The organism is Pseudomonas anguilliseptica, assembly GCF_021375795.1.
GTDB classification, from domain to species: Bacteria; Pseudomonadota; Gammaproteobacteria; order Pseudomonadales; family Pseudomonadaceae; genus Aquipseudomonas; species Aquipseudomonas anguilliseptica_A.
In genome coordinates, this window is record NZ_JAEIOI010000001.1 from 1,141,743 (window position 1) to 1,156,901 (window position 15,159).

The 15,159-nt window shown below is 59.9% G+C and carries 17 protein-coding genes and 1 tRNA gene; 8 read left to right on the forward strand and 10 right to left on the reverse strand.

Annotated elements, in window-relative coordinates; all coding sequences use genetic code 11:
* Positions 1-36: 36 nt before the first annotated feature.
* The 3 genes from IOD17_RS05260 to IOD17_RS05270 are packed head-to-tail and all read right to left on the reverse strand — an operon-like array spanning position 37 to position 2,355.
* A complete protein-coding gene (locus tag IOD17_RS05260) occupies positions 37-591 on the reverse strand; it encodes a peptidylprolyl isomerase (protein WP_233684024.1) in 555 nt (184 codons plus the stop codon).
* Between the two features lie 11 nt (positions 592-602).
* On the reverse strand, positions 603-1,415 hold the full coding sequence (locus IOD17_RS05265) for an alpha/beta fold hydrolase (RefSeq protein ID WP_233684025.1): 813 nt from the start codon (positions 1,413-1,415) through the stop codon (positions 603-605).
* Positions 1,416-1,428: 13 nt separating this feature from the next.
* On the reverse strand, positions 1,429-2,355 hold the full coding sequence (locus tag IOD17_RS05270; RefSeq protein WP_233684026.1) for a LysR family transcriptional regulator: 927 nt from the start codon (positions 2,353-2,355) through the stop codon (positions 1,429-1,431).
* 88 nt (positions 2,356-2,443) lie between these two features.
* Between IOD17_RS05270 and IOD17_RS05275 the strand changes: the two genes are divergently transcribed.
* The 3 genes from IOD17_RS05275 (at position 2,444) to rarD (ending at position 4,746) form a co-directional block, all read left to right on the forward strand.
* Positions 2,444-2,758 carry a 3-phosphoglycerate kinase gene (locus IOD17_RS05275; RefSeq protein WP_233684027.1) on the forward strand — a complete coding sequence of 105 codons (315 nt, stop codon included), beginning with the start codon at positions 2,444-2,446 and terminating at the stop codon, positions 2,756-2,758.
* Between the two features lie 287 nt (positions 2,759-3,045).
* Positions 3,046-3,645: an FMN-dependent NADH-azoreductase gene (locus IOD17_RS05280; RefSeq protein WP_233684028.1), complete on the forward strand. Its 600-nt coding sequence runs from the start codon at positions 3,046-3,048 to the stop codon at positions 3,643-3,645.
* A gap of 204 nt (positions 3,646-3,849) precedes the next feature.
* Positions 3,850-4,746 carry an EamA family transporter RarD gene (gene rarD / locus IOD17_RS05285; RefSeq protein ID WP_233684029.1) on the forward strand — a complete coding sequence of 299 codons (897 nt, stop codon included), beginning with the start codon at positions 3,850-3,852 and terminating at the stop codon, positions 4,744-4,746.
* On the opposite strand, the gene IOD17_RS05290 is transcribed toward rarD, so the two are convergent.
* From IOD17_RS05290 to IOD17_RS05300, 3 genes are all read right to left on the reverse strand, one after another.
* Positions 4,741-5,295, reverse strand: a complete 555-nt coding sequence (locus tag IOD17_RS05290; RefSeq protein WP_233684030.1) for a dihydrofolate reductase family protein — start codon at positions 5,293-5,295, stop codon at positions 4,741-4,743. The genes rarD and IOD17_RS05290 overlap by 6 nt on opposite strands.
* A gap of 86 nt (positions 5,296-5,381) precedes the next feature.
* Positions 5,382-5,786: an anti-virulence regulator CigR family protein gene (locus IOD17_RS05295; protein WP_233684031.1), complete on the reverse strand. Its 405-nt coding sequence runs from the start codon at positions 5,784-5,786 to the stop codon at positions 5,382-5,384.
* Positions 5,787-5,842: 56 nt separating this feature from the next.
* Entirely contained in the window at positions 5,843-6,496 is a 654-nt protein-coding gene (locus IOD17_RS05300) for a 7-cyano-7-deazaguanine/7-aminomethyl-7-deazaguanine transporter (RefSeq protein WP_233684032.1), read from the reverse strand.
* 254 nt (positions 6,497-6,750) lie between these two features.
* On the opposite strand from IOD17_RS05300, the gene IOD17_RS05305 reads away from it, so the two are divergent.
* The gene (locus IOD17_RS05305) at positions 6,751-8,100 is read left to right on the forward strand and encodes a DEAD/DEAH box helicase (RefSeq protein WP_233684033.1); all 1,350 of its coding nucleotides are present in this window, start codon (positions 6,751-6,753) and stop codon (positions 8,098-8,100) included.
* 78 nt (positions 8,101-8,178) lie between these two features.
* Here IOD17_RS05305 and IOD17_RS05310 read toward each other — a convergent pair whose 3' ends face one another.
* A complete protein-coding gene (locus IOD17_RS05310) occupies positions 8,179-9,159 on the reverse strand; it encodes a zinc-dependent alcohol dehydrogenase family protein (protein WP_233684034.1) in 981 nt (326 codons plus the stop codon).
* A 160-nt stretch (positions 9,160-9,319) separates the two neighbouring features.
* On the opposite strand from IOD17_RS05310, the gene IOD17_RS05315 reads away from it, so the two are divergent.
* Entirely contained in the window at positions 9,320-10,042 is a 723-nt protein-coding gene (locus IOD17_RS05315; protein ID WP_233684035.1) for a substrate-binding periplasmic protein, read from the forward strand.
* Positions 10,043-10,054: 12 nt separating this feature from the next.
* On the opposite strand, the gene IOD17_RS05320 is transcribed toward IOD17_RS05315, so the two are convergent.
* Together IOD17_RS05320 and IOD17_RS05325 are read right to left on the reverse strand one after the other, a co-directional pair.
* Positions 10,055-12,277 (reverse strand): LTA synthase family protein, encoded by a 2,223-nt coding sequence (locus IOD17_RS05320; protein ID WP_418904248.1) that lies wholly within the window; start codon positions 12,275-12,277, stop codon positions 10,055-10,057.
* Positions 12,278-12,484: 207 nt separating this feature from the next.
* Positions 12,485-12,673 (reverse strand): hypothetical protein, encoded by a 189-nt coding sequence (locus IOD17_RS05325; protein WP_233684036.1) that lies wholly within the window; start codon positions 12,671-12,673, stop codon positions 12,485-12,487.
* A 322-nt stretch (positions 12,674-12,995) separates the two neighbouring features.
* On the opposite strand from IOD17_RS05325, the gene IOD17_RS05330 reads away from it, so the two are divergent.
* The gene (locus IOD17_RS05330; RefSeq protein ID WP_233684037.1) at positions 12,996-13,838 is read left to right on the forward strand and encodes a S1 RNA-binding domain-containing protein; all 843 of its coding nucleotides are present in this window, start codon (positions 12,996-12,998) and stop codon (positions 13,836-13,838) included.
* Positions 13,839-13,917: 79 nt separating this feature from the next.
* Positions 13,918-13,993, forward strand: a tRNA-Thr gene (locus IOD17_RS05335).
* A gap of 18 nt (positions 13,994-14,011) precedes the next feature.
* Here IOD17_RS05335 and IOD17_RS05340 read toward each other — a convergent pair.
* A complete protein-coding gene (locus IOD17_RS05340; protein WP_233684038.1) occupies positions 14,012-14,548 on the reverse strand; it encodes a thermonuclease family protein in 537 nt (178 codons plus the stop codon).
* A gap of 274 nt (positions 14,549-14,822) precedes the next feature.
* On the opposite strand from IOD17_RS05340, the gene IOD17_RS05345 reads away from it, so the two are divergent.
* Positions 14,823-15,158 carry a hypothetical protein gene (locus tag IOD17_RS05345; RefSeq protein WP_233684039.1) on the forward strand — a complete coding sequence of 112 codons (336 nt, stop codon included), beginning with the start codon at positions 14,823-14,825 and terminating at the stop codon, positions 15,156-15,158.
* Position 15,159: the final 1 nt, after the last annotated feature.

A 15,159-nucleotide genomic window follows, 5' to 3' on the forward strand; every position in this document is an offset into this window, starting at 1 on the left:
CGGCTGGGCAGCGGGTGCCCAGCCGGTTGAACAAGGTTACAGGCGTTTGGCTTCGGTGATCAGCACCGGCTCACGCGGGACGTTCTGGTGGCCGCCACGGTTACCGGTCGGCACCTGGGCGATCTTGTCGACTACGTCCATGCCTTTAACCACCTTGCCGAATACGGCGTAGCCGAAATCACGCGAGCCGTGGTCGAGGAAGGCGTTGTCCTTGTGGTTGATAAAGAACTGGCTGGTGGCCGAGTCACGCACCTGGGTACGGGCCATGGCCAGTGTGCCGCGCACGTTGTGCAGGCCGTTGTCGGCTTCGTTCTTGATCGGCGCCTGGGTGTCTTTCTGCTGCATGTCAGCATCGAAGCCGCCGCCTTGCACCATAAAGCCCGGAATCACCCGGTGGAACTGGGTGCCGGCGTAGTAGCCGCTGTCGACGTAGGCGAGGAAGTTGGCGGTGCTGATCGGCGCTTTCTCGGCATTCAGCTCGATTTCGATGTCGCCAAGGCTGGTGGTCAGCAGCACTTTCGGGTTTTCGGCGGCCAGCAGGCTGCCGGCAAACAGGATGGAGCAGGCGGCGAGGGTAAGGGTCTTGAACATGCAGGGCGTCCTTATTGTTGGGTGGCAGTCGGTGCGGCCTGTTCGACTTCCGCAAGGAAGGCCAGCAGGCTGCGGTTGAAATGTTCGGGTTGGTCCATCGGTGTGGCGTGGCGCGAGTCTTCGATCACCAGCAGGCGGGCATTGGGCAGTTCATCGACATACGCCTGCTTTTGCGCCACCGGGGTGTAATCACGATCGGCTGTAACCACCAGGGTCGGACAGCTGATCCGGCTCAGGCGTTCCCGCACGCCCCAGCCGATAATCGCATCCAGGCTGGCCAGGTAAGCACGCTTGTCGTTCTGCGGCCAGCGTTGCAGGATTTTCTGGCGCAGTTCTTCCTGCTCGGGTTTGGGGAACAGCAGTTTGCCCAGGGCTTTGGCAATGGTATCGAGGCTGAGCAGGCGCGACAGGCTCCAGCGTTTGCCGATCTCGATATAGTCGCGCAGGCTTTTCGCCTTCACTTCCGGGCCGCTGTTGACGATGCACAGGCTTTTCAACAACTCGGGGCGATCCACGCCCAGCTGAAAGCCGATCATGCCGCCCATGGAAATGCCCACCAGATGCACCGGCGGCAGTTGCAGGTGTTCGATCAGCGCTGCCACATCCTCGGCAAATCCTTGAATGCTGTAACGCTCGCGGGGCTTGTCCGAGCGGCCGTGGCCGCGCATGTCGAGGGCGATCACCCGGTAGTGGCGGGCCAGTTCGGGAATCTGGTATTCCCAGTCGCGGGTGCTGGAGCCGAGGCCGTGAACCAGCAGCAGCGGCGCACCGTGGCCGTACTCTTCGTAGTGCAGTTGGCAGTCGTCGTTATCGAAAAATGGCATGCACAAATTCCTCTCAAGCAGAGGGCAGGGGCGCAGCAAAGGCTGCATTCAACGGGGCGGCATCGAAGCGCTGGATCAGCTCGACGAGAATCTGCGTGGCCGGGCCCAGGGGTTTGTCCTTGTTCGAGTAGAGAAAGAACAGCGGATTGCGGCTACCGCCTTGTTCCAGCGGCAGCGGTTTGAGCAGGCCGTCCTTGAGTTCGCGCTCGATCAGGTGGCGCGGCAACCAGGCAAAGCCCAGGCCATTGCTGACAAAGTTGGCGGCGGTGGCCAGGCTGCCGACTGTCCAGCGCTGTTCGGCGCCGAGCCAGCCGACATCGCGCGGTTGCTGGCGACCGGAGTCGCGAATCACCACCTGCATCTGGCTTTCCAGGTCCTGGAACGTCACCACGCGCTGCAAACGGTGCAGGGCGTGTTCCTGATGGGCCACGGCGACAAACTCGACAGTGCTCATTTCCGCACCGAGAAAACCGGGAATGTTCAGCGCGCTGATGGCCAGATCGGCCATGCCATCTTTAAGCACCTCTTCCACGCCGGACAATACTTCCTCGCGCAGGCGCACCCGACAGCCACGGCTTTGCGGCATAAAGGCGGTCAGCGCACGTACCAGGCGTGCGTTAGGGTAGGCGGCATCGACCACCAGGCGCACTTCGGCTTCCCAGCCTTGTTCCATGTGGTGCGCCAGGTCTTCCAACTGGCTGGCCTGCTTGACCAACTGACGTGAGCGGCGCAGCAGCACATCACCGGCTTCGGTGAGCACCGCCTTGCGCCCGTCGATGCGCAGCAGCGGCACGCCCAGTTGTTCCTGCATGCGCGCCACGGTATAGCTGACCGAGGATTGCGAGCGGTGCAGCACCTCGGCGGCTTGAGCAAAACCGCCGTGGTCGACCACCGCTTGCAGGGTGCGCCATTGGTCGAGGGTTACGCGGGGGGCTTTCATATTCGGTTCCTGTGCTTGCTCAAGTTCCAGGGTGCAAATGCTGACTCAATCAACCTAAACTGGCCGTCTTTTGCCGGAGACTGCCCTGATGAAAAAGCTCTGTTGCGCCCTGCTGGCCTGCCTGCCGTTGACTGTAATGGCCTACCCGATCGAGGTAGAGAAACAGCTTAACGGTGCCGAAGTGGCGGCCACCACCCAGGAAATCGATCACAACATGGGCGGCTTGCAGCTGTACAACTACGGCCGTGCGGACGCCAAGTGCACGGCGGTATTTCGCAACGGCCCGGAAGCCCCGCGTACTCGCAAGGTCAGCCTGCCTGCTGGTGAAAGCAGCAGCCTGGCGGTGAAGTTCAGCCGCAGCATTATCAAGCTGCGGATCAAACTGACCTGCGAACTGTCTTAAACTGCCCAGCCTGCTGCGCGTCGGCCCTGCTGCGTTAGAAACAGGCTCGGAATGCTCATGTACAACAGTACACTCCGCTTCCTCACCTGTTTCTGCCTTGCATGGCTCTAGCTCGCGAGGCTTTTAACAGGTTCTAGCCAAACGATTGTCCAGAGACTAAGCCTGGATTATGAATAAATCAATTTATTCGATTGTTTAGTGCGGGTATTTGCGCTTTTTAATCGATCAGTGCGCTCATATTCTTTGCCCATCGACGCTTACTTCCCCCCTTCGATGGAGCAAATAACATGGCTAATGTTCTGGTAATTGAAAGCAGCGCCCGTCAACAAGGTTCGGTTTCCCGTCAACTGACCGAGCAATTTATCGCCAACTGGCAAGCGGCGCACCCCGCTGATCAGATCAAGGTGCGTGACCTGGCGGTTGACCAGGTGCCGCATCTGGATGCCAACCTGCTGGGTGGCTGGATGACCCCCGCTGCGCAGCAGAGCGAAGCGGAGCAAGCGGCGCTGGCGCGCTCCAATCTGTTGACCGATGAGCTGCTGAACGCCGATGTGCTGGTGCTGGCAGCGCCCATGTACAACTTTGCCATTCCCAGCACCCTGAAGGCTTGGCTCGACCACGTGCTGCGTGCCGGGGTCACGTTCAAATACACCGAAACCGGCCCGCAAGGTCTGCTCAGCGGCAAGCGTGCTTTTGTGCTGACCGCGCGCGGCGGTATCTATGCCGGCGGCAGTCAGGATCACCAGGAGCCTTACCTGCGTCAGGCGCTGGCGTTTGTCGGTATCCACGACGTCAGCTTTATCCACGCCGAAGGCCTCAACCTGGGCGGCGAGTTTATGGAAAAGGGCCTGAACCAGGCCAAGGCGCAACTGGCCCAGGCCATCTGATTTACCGCTGCATCCTGCTCTCCTGGCGTCCGCTCCTCCTGGACGTCTCTGCCCGCGCTGCTCTTACAGTGCGGGCTTTTTTATGGGTGGCGCTTGGCTTTTTCGGCTGTATGGGTGTTTCAGTATCTAGCTGTGTCGCTTTGTGGCTGTGGTCTTAACTACAAGCCAGGCAAGATGCTGATGTTTGATTGAGCAGGGTGGTGTATGCAGCTGTCTGGGCGCGGTGTGGCGCTGTCGATTATCGCTTCGGGGTTGTTTGCCCTGGTGCCGGGCTATGTCGGGCTGTTGGCCCCCCTTGATGGCTTGCAGGTGTTTGCCCAGCGGGTGTTGTGGTCGATGCCGGCGGTGTTGCTGCTGATCACCTTGTCGCGGCAATGGCCCGTGCTACTCGCCGCCTGCGGCCGTGTGCGCCGTGAGCCGTTGCTGCTGGCCAGCTTGCCGCTGGCGGCGCTGCTGATGGGCATCCAGTGGGCGTTGTTTGTCTGGGCGCCGCTGGCGGGGCGCATGCTGGAAGTGTCGCTGGGCTATTTCCTCCTGCCGTTGGCGATGGTGCTGGCCGGGCGGGTGTTCTATGGCGAACGGCTGCGGCCGCTGCAGCGTCTGGCGGTGTTTTGCGCGTTGCTCGGTGTGGCCCATGAGCTGTGGCTGACCCAGGCTTTCTCCTGGGTGGTGATGGTCACGGTGCTGGGTTACCCGCCGTATTTCATGCTGCGCCGCTGGATGCGCCTGGATGCCTTGTCCGGTTTTGCCTTCGAGATGCTGTTTATGGCGCCGGTGGCGATCTGGCTGGTGCTGCAATGGAGCCCACCGCAGCTGTTCACCCAGGCGCCGCAGTTGTGGTGGCTGCTGCCGGGGCTGGCTATTCTCAGCTCGCTGGCCTTTGCCGCGATGATGGCTGCCAGCCGGCTGCTGCCAATGGGCCTGTTCGGCATTCTCAGTTATGTCGAGCCGGTGCTGCTGTTTCTGGTGGCGCTGCTATTTCTCGGCGAGCAGTTCAATAGCGCGCAATGGCTGACGTTCCTGCCGATCTGGCTGGCTGTGCTGCTGGTCGGCTGGGACAGTGCGCGCCTGCTGTTCAAGCAGGCACGACAAGGCTTATAGGCCATTGTCCACAGGGCTTTCCGGCAGTACTTGATAATGCAGCTGTACCACGCCGCTGCTGAAACTGCGTTGTTCATGCAGTTTCAGGCTGCGTTCCAGCCCGCTGGAGAACATCGGAATACCGGCACCCAGCAGATAAGGCACCACGCTCACCACCAGTTCGTCGAGCAAACCGGCAGCAAAACAGTTACCGGCCAGTGAGCCACCGCCTACCAGCCAGATACGTTGATGGCCCTGTTCGGCCAGCTCCGTTAGCGCTTCGACAGGTGTGCAGTGATGCATGCTCACGCCCTCGGGCAATTGTTCATGCGGGCGACGGGTCAGTACCCGGCAGGGTTTGCCGGAGTAGGGCCAGTCGCCCTCGAAATCCATCAGGGTATCGAAGGTCATGCGGCCCATCAGCAGCGCATCAATGCCGTCATAGAAGGCGTGGTAACCATGGTCGATGCCAGAGGCCTGGGTGGCTTCCAGCCAATCGACCCGGCCATCCGGGCGAGCGATATAACCGTCCAGACTGGCGGCCACGTAGTAGATCAAGGTGGGTTTCATGCTAAGCCCCCAAACACCGGCGAAGGGCTCGGCTGAAGCCCCTGATCAGTGGAGTGGCAATAGGGGGCAAAGTTTCCTTGCGATCTTCAATCCAGCACGTTCTGCAGGATTTCGTAGATCAGCCCCGTCGCCAGAGCTACCAGCACCACGTCGGTGCCAGCCTGCCGCCACTCATAGCCCTCGTAGTACGGCAGTTGGCCGAGCAGGCGATTGTCGAAACGCTTGGCGATGCCCGGCGGCAGGGGCTTGCCGCGCGCCAGATTCTTGCGAATACCCGGTGGCAGAGACTGGGCTGGGCCGATCAGGTCGCGGTTATCACCAAGGATGATGCGTACCTGGCCAATGTCGATGCTCGGGCCTCGCAAGTCGACGCGCACCTCGCTGTCATCGCCATGTTTATGGGCTTTGTCATGTTTGGGTGCGGCTTCTACGTTGGCGAGCGCTAGCGCCAGGCCAAGGCCGGTTAATAACAGGGGCAGCGAACGGGACATGGCGGAACTCCGTAGCGGGGTATGAACCTTGGAGATCGGCCTGACGTTAAGGTTCCTCAGGCCGACTTCGCCGTGGTGGCGGTCATGACGCGGAGTATGGCATTGAGCAGCATGCCGTAGAGCGGCACGAACAGCAGCAGGCTGACCGCCAGCTTGACCCCGTAATCCACCGTAGCAATTTCCACCCAGTGCTCGGCCATAAATGGGTTGCTGCTGTTCCAGAACGCCACCGAGAAGAATGTGTAGGTATCCAGCAGGTTGCCGAAGATGGTCGACACGGTTGGCGCTACCCACCACAGCGACAGCTGGCGCAGGCGGTCGAATACCTGAATGTCGAGGATCTGTCCCAGCACGTAGGCGAGGAAGCTGGCGATGGAGATGCGCAGAACGAACTCGTTGAATTCCAGCAGTGCACCGAAGCCGCGAAAGCTGGCTTCCTGAAACAGCACCGAAACGATGTAGGAAATCAGCAGCGCCGGCAGCATCACCTGGGCGATCACTCGGCGTGCCGCCTGTTTGCCGAGCAGGCGCACGGTCAGGTCGGTGGCCAGGAAGATAAACGGGAAGCTGAACGCGCCCCAGGTGGTATGCCAGCCGAACAGGGTGATCGGCAGCTGCACCAGGTAGTTGCTGGCGATGATGATCAGGATATGGAACAGCACCAGAACCATAAGCGCATTGCGCAGGCGCTGAGGGGCGGAAATAAGCATCACGTAACCTTTTTGCGAAATGGGGTTAGGGAACCCATGCCATCCGGGATTGAATGGCGGCGCGCATTCTACCGGCGCGACGTGGCGTGTGCGTAGTGGTCTGACCGGAGGCGCTGAATTGTGCTGTTTTCCCATGCTGTTGCATGGGTGGCGAACCAGGCTGCAGACGCCGTTGGCCAGGCCGTTCGGGCTTTTAGCCGGCAGAACCGGTAATCTATGCCGCTGTATTGCTGATTTTTTGTCGAGGTATACCCGTGTTTTCCCAATTCGCCCTGCATGAACGCCTGCTCAAAGCCGTGGCCGAGCTTAACTTTGTCGAGCCTACCCCGGTGCAGTTGGCGGCCATTCCGCTGGCGCTGCAAGGAAAAGACCTGCGGGTAACTGCGCAAACCGGCAGCGGCAAGACGGCGGCCTTTGTGCTGCCGATGCTCAATCGTCTGCTCGGCGATGGCGCTTCGCAGCCGCGCATGAGCGTGCGCGCGATGATCCTGCTGCCGACCCGTGAGTTGGCCCAACAGACGCTCAAGGAAGTCGAACGTTTTGCCCAGTTCACCTTCCTCAAGGCTGGCCTGATCACCGGTGGTGAAGACTTCAAGGTGCAGGCCGCCATGCTGCGCAAGGTGGATATTCTGATCGGCACGCCGGGCCGGCTGATTGAGCACGCCAACGCTGGCAATCTGCTGCTTGATGAAGTCGAAGTGCTGGTGCTCGATGAAGCCGATCGCATGCTCGACATGGGCTTTGCTGAGGACGTGCAACGTCTGGGTGAGTTGTGCAATGCCGAGCGCCAGACCTTGCTGTTCTCCGCCACTACTGGCGGTGCGGCGCTGCGTGAAGTGGTCGGCAAGGTGCTGAAAGACCCTGAACACCTGCAGCTCAACCGCGTCAGTCAGCTCAATGAGGGCACCCGCCAGCAGATCATTACCGCCGACCATAACCACCACAAAGAGCGTCTGGTTGACTGGCTGCTGGCTAACGAGACCTATGAAAAGGCGATCATCTTCACCAACACTCGGGTGCAGGCCGATCGTCTGTACGGCAAATTGGTGGCCAAGGAGTTCAAGGTCTTCGTTCTGCACGGCGAGAAAGACCAGAAGGACCGTAAACTGGCTATCGACCGTCTCAAGCAGGGTGCGGTAAAAATTCTGGTGGCCACCGATGTGGCGGCCCGTGGTCTGGACGTTGATGGCCTGGATCTGGTGATCAACTTCGATATGCCGCGCTCCGGTGACGAATACGTACACCGAATCGGCCGTACTGGCCGTGCCGGTGCGGAAGGTCTGGCTATTTCGCTGATCTGCCACAACGACTGGGCGCTGATGTCGAGCATCGAGCGCTACCTCAAGCAGCGTTTCGAGCGCCGCAATATCAAGGAGCTCAAGGGTATCTACCAGGGCCCGAAAAACCTCAAGGCGTCCGGTAAGGCAGTTGGCCCGAAAAAGAAAAAGGTCGACCCGAAAACCGGCAAGAAGCTGGCGAAAAAACCAGCCGCCAAAGCGCCGAGCAAGCGCAACACCATCAACAAACCCAAGGCAGAGACGCCGGTGCTGGTCAGCCAGGACGGCCTGGCACCGCTGAAGCGCCGCAAGCCTGCGGCGGAGTAACCTGAGCGCCGCATGTGCTGCGCGGGATCAACAACGGCGGATAGGCCAGGTGCTTATCCGCCGTTGTCGTTTCTGGGCTTATTTCGGCACGATCAGGATCTTGCCGTCGCGCTCACCACCGGCCGCAGCGGCCACGGCCTGCTTGATCTCGCTGACGTCATAGGTGGCGGCCACGCGGGTGTGCAGCTTGCCGCTGGCGATCAGTTGTACCAGTTCACCAAACACCTTCATCTGCTCAGCCTGGCTGGCGTTCTGGAACCACTTGGCCAGCCAGAAACCGCGCAGGCTGACATCACGGAACACGAAGGAGGCGGGTGAAACCTGGCATGGCTGGCGGCTCATCATGCCGTAGTTGACCAGCACGCCACCCTCACACAGGCTGGCGGCCAAGTGATCGGTGGCTTCGCCGCCCACCGCATCGATGCCCAAACGTACGCCTGCACCGCCAGTGGCTGCGCGCACGCGCTTGGCCAGGTCCGGGCCATCGACCAGCACCACATCGCCGCCTTCCGCTTCAACGCCGGCTACCGCCGACTCACGGCGCACCACGTTGAGGGTCTTGAAGCCGCGCAGTTTGGCCAGCTGGATCAGGTAGCTGCCGACGCCTGAGTTGGCGGCGTTCTGGATCACCCAGTCGCCGGGCTTGAGGTCAACGAACTGGCTGAGCATCAGCGAGGCGGTCGGCGGGTTGACCGTGAGCATCGCCAGTTGCTGTGGGTCGGCTTCGGGCAGCGGAATCAGCTTGTTCGCGGCTGCATTCAAATGGCTGACCCAAGTACCGCAGCCCACTGGTAACAGCACCATCTGGCCGACCTTTAGGTTGCCGACCTCGGCGCCCAGGGCTTCCACGCGGCCAACCCCTTCGTTGCCTCCAATTGCTGGTAGCGGTGGCAGCATGCCGTATTCGCCGGTGAGTGTAAGCACGTCGGATGGATTGATCGGCGCGGCCAGCACTTTGATGCGTACCTGGCCAGTACCAGGCTCGGGCAGGTGCAGAGCGACTGCGCTGATCACCTCGTGGGGTTGTGGGCCGCGCTGTTGGTATTCGGCTTTGAGCATGAACATTCTCCACATGGGCAACGACTGATTGGGGTGCACAGAGTCTAGCCCTGCACTCGCCCCTGGAGACTAATTCGCATGTATCGATTTCAGTGATGGCGCCGTGCAGAGTCGGGGCATAGCCGGCTATGCTGGGTGCTGGTTCAGCTCGGGTATCGCCATGAAGTGGATGTGGGTCTTATTGCTGCTGTCATGCAGCCTGGTGGTCTCGGCGCAAGGTCTGCGGGTTGGCTTTGGCACGCACAAGCCGCCATATCTCTTCGAGGGGCAGGGCCGGGGGCTGGAGTACGACATCGTTGTAAGTGCTGCGCAGCATGCCGGCCTTGAGGTTGAGCCGTACTATGCGCCGATGGAGCGTCTGCAGCTGATGCTTACTAAAGGGAAAATCGATGCGATTGCCACCACCAACGAGCGCAGTGGCGGCAATATCTTCTATTCCAATGTGTACATCCGTTATCAGAACGTGGCTGTTGCCCTGCGTTCGCGCAACCTGGATATACAGCGCATCAGCGATCTGGGGCGTTACTCGGTGAATGCCTTTCAGCGTGCGCGCTTTCTGCTGGGCAGCGAGTACCAGGCCATGGCTGAAACCAACCCGCGTTACCGTGAGGAAGCCTTTCAGATTGCTCGCAACCGCATGCTCTACAGCGGACGGGTGGATGTGGTGGTGACGGACATGCGCATCCTGCGCTACTTCAACCGCGAGGTGTATACCCAGGTCGATGTCACCCAGCCGCTGACGCTGTACCCGATCTTCGCGGCCACCGGCTACAAGCTGGGGTGCCGGCAGCAGGCTGACTGTCAGCGCTTCAATCTGGGCCTGGAAACCATTCGCAGCAATGGTGAATACGTGGCCATCGAGCGACGTTACGCCGTGCACTGATGGCTCGCGTGCTCACTGAGCGGGTATTACCTCTTCCAGCGACTCCTGGGCGGCGAGCAGTTTTTCCTCGTCTTGCAGTGGGGTGCTGCGCACGCTGAAATCGACAATCTCGATTGCCCCCTGGCCCTGGCCGACCAGGTGGAAGGAAAACGCTTTGCGTGCCTTGGGGTTGTCGAAGGTGAAACTGACCTCTACCGGTTGGTCGCGCGTCAGCAGCGGCAGTTCCGGGATGGGTAGGGCCACATCGCGGTCGTACTCCTTGGTTTTCAGCTGCAGCTTGGCGCCTTGCTTGCTCATGCGCAGTGCGCGAATTCTCAGCGTCACGCTGGTCTGGGTGTCGGCAGCCAGGGTCAGGTACTGCGCACCGACCAGGTTGTCGGCCCAGTCATCGCTTGCGTCGGGCTTGAGTTTGACGGGCTGCTGGTTGGCAAACTGGTAACTCTGCTCGCCCTGACTTGTGGTCAGCGATTGGTCGAGCAGGCTGGCCCGCTGGCTGACCAGCCGTGCCGGCTTGCCGGTGAAACGGCCCAGGTAACGGGCGCTGTCCGCAATGAACCCTGGGCTTTCGTAGCGGCGGCAGACGCTCTGGAAATCGCACTCGGTCAATGTGCCCTGGCCATCATGTTGGCGCAGTAGGCCATTGGTGTAGGACATGATCTCCCGCCCGTTACTGTAGTCACGCAGCATGGAGCGGCCGGAGATGCTTGCCGGTACGGGGAAGGCAAAGTAGTCGAGCACTGAGGCGGTCAGGTCGACGTGGCCGTAAATGCCATGTTTGAGGGCAGGCAGCTTCGACTGTTCGGGTGCCAGCAACAGGTTGAAACCCCAGGCCGAAGCCAGTCGTACATTCTCCACGCCATGAGATTCGTCCGAGGTGACGATCACCAGGGTATCTTTCATCACCCCTTGTTTTTCCAAGGCGTTGAGGAAGTCGGCCACCGCGTCATCCAGGTAGGCAATTGCGGCCAGTTTGGCGTTGGGGTGGCGGTCGAGGTAGTCCTGCGGCGCTGAATAAGGCTGGTGAGTCCCGACGGTGAGCAGTGTCAGCATCCAGGGTTGGCGTTTGCTGCGCAGTTGCTTGACATAGCCCAGTGCGCCTTCGAAATAGGCCTTGTCATCCATGCCCCAGGGGAACTCTATGTAAGGCTTGTTCTTGAACCAGTCGCGGCCAAGGGTTTTGTCGAAGCCCATGCGCGGCATGATCTGATCCTTGGCCATAAAGCGCAGCCCGGCACCTTGCAGAAAATGCGTGCTAAGGCCGCGCTCACGCAGTTGCGCGGGCAGGCAAAGCTCGCTGCGAGCAGGGTTGTTGAGCAGTTCCACACCTTTTGGGGTGCCGGAGTCGAGCTTGTTGTAGTCGCCGCAAAGCATGGCGTAGAGGCCGCGAATGGTCTGGTGACCGTGCAGCACGTAGTCATAGGTAAGCATGCCGCGCTCGGCCCATTGGCTCAGGCGTGGCATCGGCTGTTCCGTGTAGCTGCTGCCGATGGCCTGGCGACTGGCTTGTAGATAGGCTCCGGTTACGCCTTCCAGGGTAATGATCAGGACGTTGCGCGCACTGCCGGCCTGGGCCAGCAGCGGGGTGCCGTTGAGGTCGAGTTGGGTCAGGGCGCTGATATCCGGCAGGCTGCCGGGCTCATTGCCGTCCAGCCAGTCAGCCAGGTACTGCTGGCCGCTGCTCGTGCTTTCGGCCAGCAGTTTGTGCGGCAGGTTGAATTGCAGCCATTGATCGGCCTCGCTGGGCTTGAGTTGCTGACACACGCTGTGCACGGCAAACAGTGACAACGGCAACAACAGCCAGGTGCGTGACAGTGGTGCGGCGCGGCGCGGCGTCTGCCAGATTCGCAGGCCGAGATAGACTGCCACCAGCAGGGCCATGGCCAGCGCCAGCAGCGGCTGGCTCAAACCGCCGCCCTGCGTGGAGTGGCTGACAAACTGGGCGTCGCCCAGGTACTGCAGATCAGCTGGTTCCGGCATGCGGCCAACGGCATTGACCAGTTCGACGGTGCTCAGATTGAAGATGCACCAGACCAGCAACAGCGGCACTGCCAGCAGCCAGGAACGCTGATGCAGCACTACCAGCAGCAAGCTGCCAATCGCCAGGTCAGAGAGATAGCCATAAGGGTGAGACCAGCCCAGTGTGTAGCGGCTGAGCATCGGCAAGGCAAGCAACAACAGGCTGAGCGCCAACAGGGTGCTGGAAGGGGGTCGCAGCCAATTGCAAATAAAGCGCACGGGTACTCCTGGGGCATTCGCCATCATTCAGCAACGGCAATGCCGAAACAGCCGCAAGGTGCGGGCTGACATGATTTTGAAACAAGGCTGTGCTAAGCGCCAGAGGGCGAGGTGTAAATGAATAAAACAGTGGAGAGGGGGAGGGGCCAATCAAGCACTGGCCAGCGCCTTGTCATTGCGAGCAAAGCGCTGCGTGGCCAGAACGCGTTACTTCTTGCCGATGGTGATCTGCTTGGTGGTGCCGTACACCTGACCGCTGACACCTTTGGCGATTTGCTGGATTTCCCCGCCGGATTTCAGGAAGGCTTCGATCTGTGCGTCGATCGAAGCACTGGTTTCCACGGCTGGAGCCGGCTTGGGTTTAGTGTTGGAAGCTTTTACGCGCATGACGGCCATTTAACCTATTTAAAAATTAATTTGACCGCGCATGGTACTCGAAATGCTTGACAATTGCTTGGTAAATAACGGCCGGATGTCGTTTTGTGCCGCTGAGTAATTGTTCAATCGCTTGATTTAATACCGCAGTACTTCACTAAGTAATTGTTTTAATTGGCGACAAATTTTGCAGCAGACTTTCTGGCGAGCGATGTGCTGCCTCCGGCCACTGGTCAGTTGTGTCGGCTGGCACGTGTTTGGGCGGGTGCAGATGACCTCGGTTGTCGAGAAATTCAGGGGCGACTCGGCTAGAATGCCGGCCTGGTAATGAGGGTAGGGCATCATGGCGGTAATTGGACGGATGAATAGTTTACAGGTCGTGAAGCACACCGACTTCGGCCTGTATCTGGATGGCGGCGCAGACGGCGAAATTCTCCTGCCGAAACGCTATATCCCAAGCGACAGTCCAAGTGAAGTGGAAGACTGGTTGAATGTCTTTATTTACTTGGACAGTGAAGACAAATTGATTGCCACCACGGAAAAACCAAAAGTTCAGGTGGGTGAATTTGCCAGTTTGAAAGTTGTGGATATAAATCGCGTCGGTTTATTCCTTAATTGGGGGCTGCCGAAAGATTTATTGTTGCCGCACTCCGAAGAAAAACGCCCGCTGCAGATCGGTGATTACTGCGTGGTGCACGTGTTCCTCGACAAACGCAGCAAACGCATCACCGCCACCGCGCGTCTGGACCGCTACCTGGACAAGCTGCCGGCAAACTACCAGGCCGGTGAAGAAGTCGACTTGCTGGTGGTTGAAAGCACCGATATGGGCTTCAAGGCCATCATCAACGGCAAGCACTGGGGGCTGATCCACAAGAACGAAGCCTTCAAATTCCTCCGCTCGGGCATGCAGGAAAAAGGTTACATCAAGGAAGTGCGCAGCGACGGCAAGATCAGCCTGAGCCTGCAGCCGATTGGTGAAGACCTGCGTGACAGCCTGGGCGAACAGATCATGACCAAGCTGCGCGAGCAGGGTGGCACCCTGGCACTCAGTGACAAGAGTTCACCGGAGGCCATCAGTGCGCATTTCCGCGCCAGCAAGGGCAATTTCAAGAAGGCCATCGGCGGTCTGTACAAGCAGGGCCGTATCGTCATTCACGCGGACCGAATCGAGCTGTCAGAGCGCTGATACGCCCTCACAACACAGCTGCTAGGCTTGCAGCAAACGCCCCCACATTGCCGTGCGGGGCGGTGAGTCGTTTGACACCGCCGGTGTAGCTCAGTAGGTAGAGCAGCGCACTCGTAACGCGAAGGTCGGGGGTTCGATTCCTCTCACCGGCACCATCTGGTTTAGCCAATCCGTTAACCGCCACCAAACTGGGAGAACGACGCCGTTCGACTCGGCTTGGTTTTTTCTGGTGCGGCAATTCTGCCGGCGTAGCGCCAGTCCCAGGGTGCGACGATGTCTTCTGCGGGAAGCTGCCAGAGGCCTTTGCCCATGTTTCTGGCCAGCGTCTCGGCATCTTTGAGCCGATGATCCTTCAGCTGTTTGGTATAGGCCCAGGCGGCGCCCTGGGCGACCAGGGTGTAATTCACGTCGATGCCGCCGACGAAGGCACGCGCCAGTGTTCTGCCGTAGCGGTCCACCTCTTGCACATGCAGGAGCACCTGCTTGTCCACTATCAGCTCCGACAGGGCCTGCCTGGCTTCGGCGCCATAGGGCTGCTTTCTTTCCGGCGCGTCAATTTCCGCAAGGCGTACCCGCAGCCTGTTGTTGTCAGTCGTCAGGCAATTGAAGGTGTCGCCTTCGCTGATGGTCATCACCCGGCAGATGAATTGCTCGGCAAACGCCAGCTCGGGCAGGCAGACGAGAAGCAGTAGAGCGATACGGATAGGCATTGGGCTGGCGATGCTCTGAAGAGTACACAGCCGGTGATAGTAATAAATGCTCCACAGATTAAGCGGGACGGGCATCGCGAAACCGCACGGCGGGTTTACAGGGTGTCTTCCTGCTTAGGGCGCTTGTGCTTTTTCGTGATTCGCGGATGATTGCTTGATATTTGAGCAATTAAACCGCTCGCGTCAGTCTTGGCGGAGCAACGGGTGGAACCGCGGGTGGGCAGCTGTTGCCAAATCTTCAGGTTCGCTGCGCGCCGATGGCGCTGAGGTTGTGATGAAAATGTGCAGAGCTGTGCTCGCTTTTCTGGCGCTGTTACTGGTGACGCCACTGTATGCCGAGCAACAGACCCCGCAGACTCTGCGGGTCATTCCGAAAACCTACATCAGCCCAGGTGCCAGTGGCAGCATCGGCAGTTCGCAGACCATCGAAAGCCATAACCTCTATGGCGGGCAGCGCTTGCCTGACGGCTTGCAGCGCCATGAGCAACGCTATGACAGCCATTCGGTGGAAAGTCGCGGGGGGATTCAGCAGAGCATCGAATACCCCAACGGCTATCGAGTGCAGCAGTACCCTGGGCAGAGTACCCAGTACCAGCAGCGCAGCCGTTGAT

What these genes read in the sequence shown, in the direction of transcription:
- IOD17_RS05260 (WP_233684024.1), bottom strand. Translation starts at nt 591, where the DNA reads ATGTTCAAGACCCTTACCCTCGCCGCCTGCTCCATCCTGTTTGCCGGC.
- IOD17_RS05265 (WP_233684025.1), bottom strand. Translation starts at nt 1,415, where the DNA reads ATGCCATTTTTCGATAACGACGACTGCCAACTGCACTACGAAGAGTAC.
- IOD17_RS05270 (WP_233684026.1), bottom strand. Translation starts at nt 2,355, where the DNA reads ATGAAAGCCCCCCGCGTAACCCTCGACCAATGGCGCACCCTGCAAGCG.
- IOD17_RS05275 (WP_233684027.1), top strand. Translation starts at nt 2,444, where the DNA reads ATGAAAAAGCTCTGTTGCGCCCTGCTGGCCTGCCTGCCGTTGACTGTA.
- IOD17_RS05280 (WP_233684028.1), top strand. Translation starts at nt 3,046, where the DNA reads ATGGCTAATGTTCTGGTAATTGAAAGCAGCGCCCGTCAACAAGGTTCG.
- rarD (WP_233684029.1), top strand. Translation starts at nt 3,850, where the DNA reads ATGCAGCTGTCTGGGCGCGGTGTGGCGCTGTCGATTATCGCTTCGGGG.
- IOD17_RS05290 (WP_233684030.1), bottom strand. Translation starts at nt 5,295, where the DNA reads ATGAAACCCACCTTGATCTACTACGTGGCCGCCAGTCTGGACGGTTAT.
- IOD17_RS05295 (WP_233684031.1), bottom strand. Translation starts at nt 5,786, where the DNA reads ATGTCCCGTTCGCTGCCCCTGTTATTAACCGGCCTTGGCCTGGCGCTA.
- IOD17_RS05300 (WP_233684032.1), bottom strand. Translation starts at nt 6,496, where the DNA reads ATGCTTATTTCCGCCCCTCAGCGCCTGCGCAATGCGCTTATGGTTCTG.
- IOD17_RS05310 (WP_233684034.1), bottom strand. Translation starts at nt 9,159, where the DNA reads ATGCTCAAAGCCGAATACCAACAGCGCGGCCCACAACCCCACGAGGTG.
- IOD17_RS05315 (WP_233684035.1), top strand. Translation starts at nt 9,320, where the DNA reads ATGAAGTGGATGTGGGTCTTATTGCTGCTGTCATGCAGCCTGGTGGTC.
- IOD17_RS05325 (WP_233684036.1), bottom strand. Translation starts at nt 12,673, where the DNA reads ATGGCCGTCATGCGCGTAAAAGCTTCCAACACTAAACCCAAGCCGGCT.
- IOD17_RS05330 (WP_233684037.1), top strand. Translation starts at nt 12,996, where the DNA reads ATGGCGGTAATTGGACGGATGAATAGTTTACAGGTCGTGAAGCACACC.
- IOD17_RS05340 (WP_233684038.1), bottom strand. Translation starts at nt 14,548, where the DNA reads ATGCCTATCCGTATCGCTCTACTGCTTCTCGTCTGCCTGCCCGAGCTG.
- IOD17_RS05345 (WP_233684039.1), top strand. Translation starts at nt 14,823, where the DNA reads ATGAAAATGTGCAGAGCTGTGCTCGCTTTTCTGGCGCTGTTACTGGTG.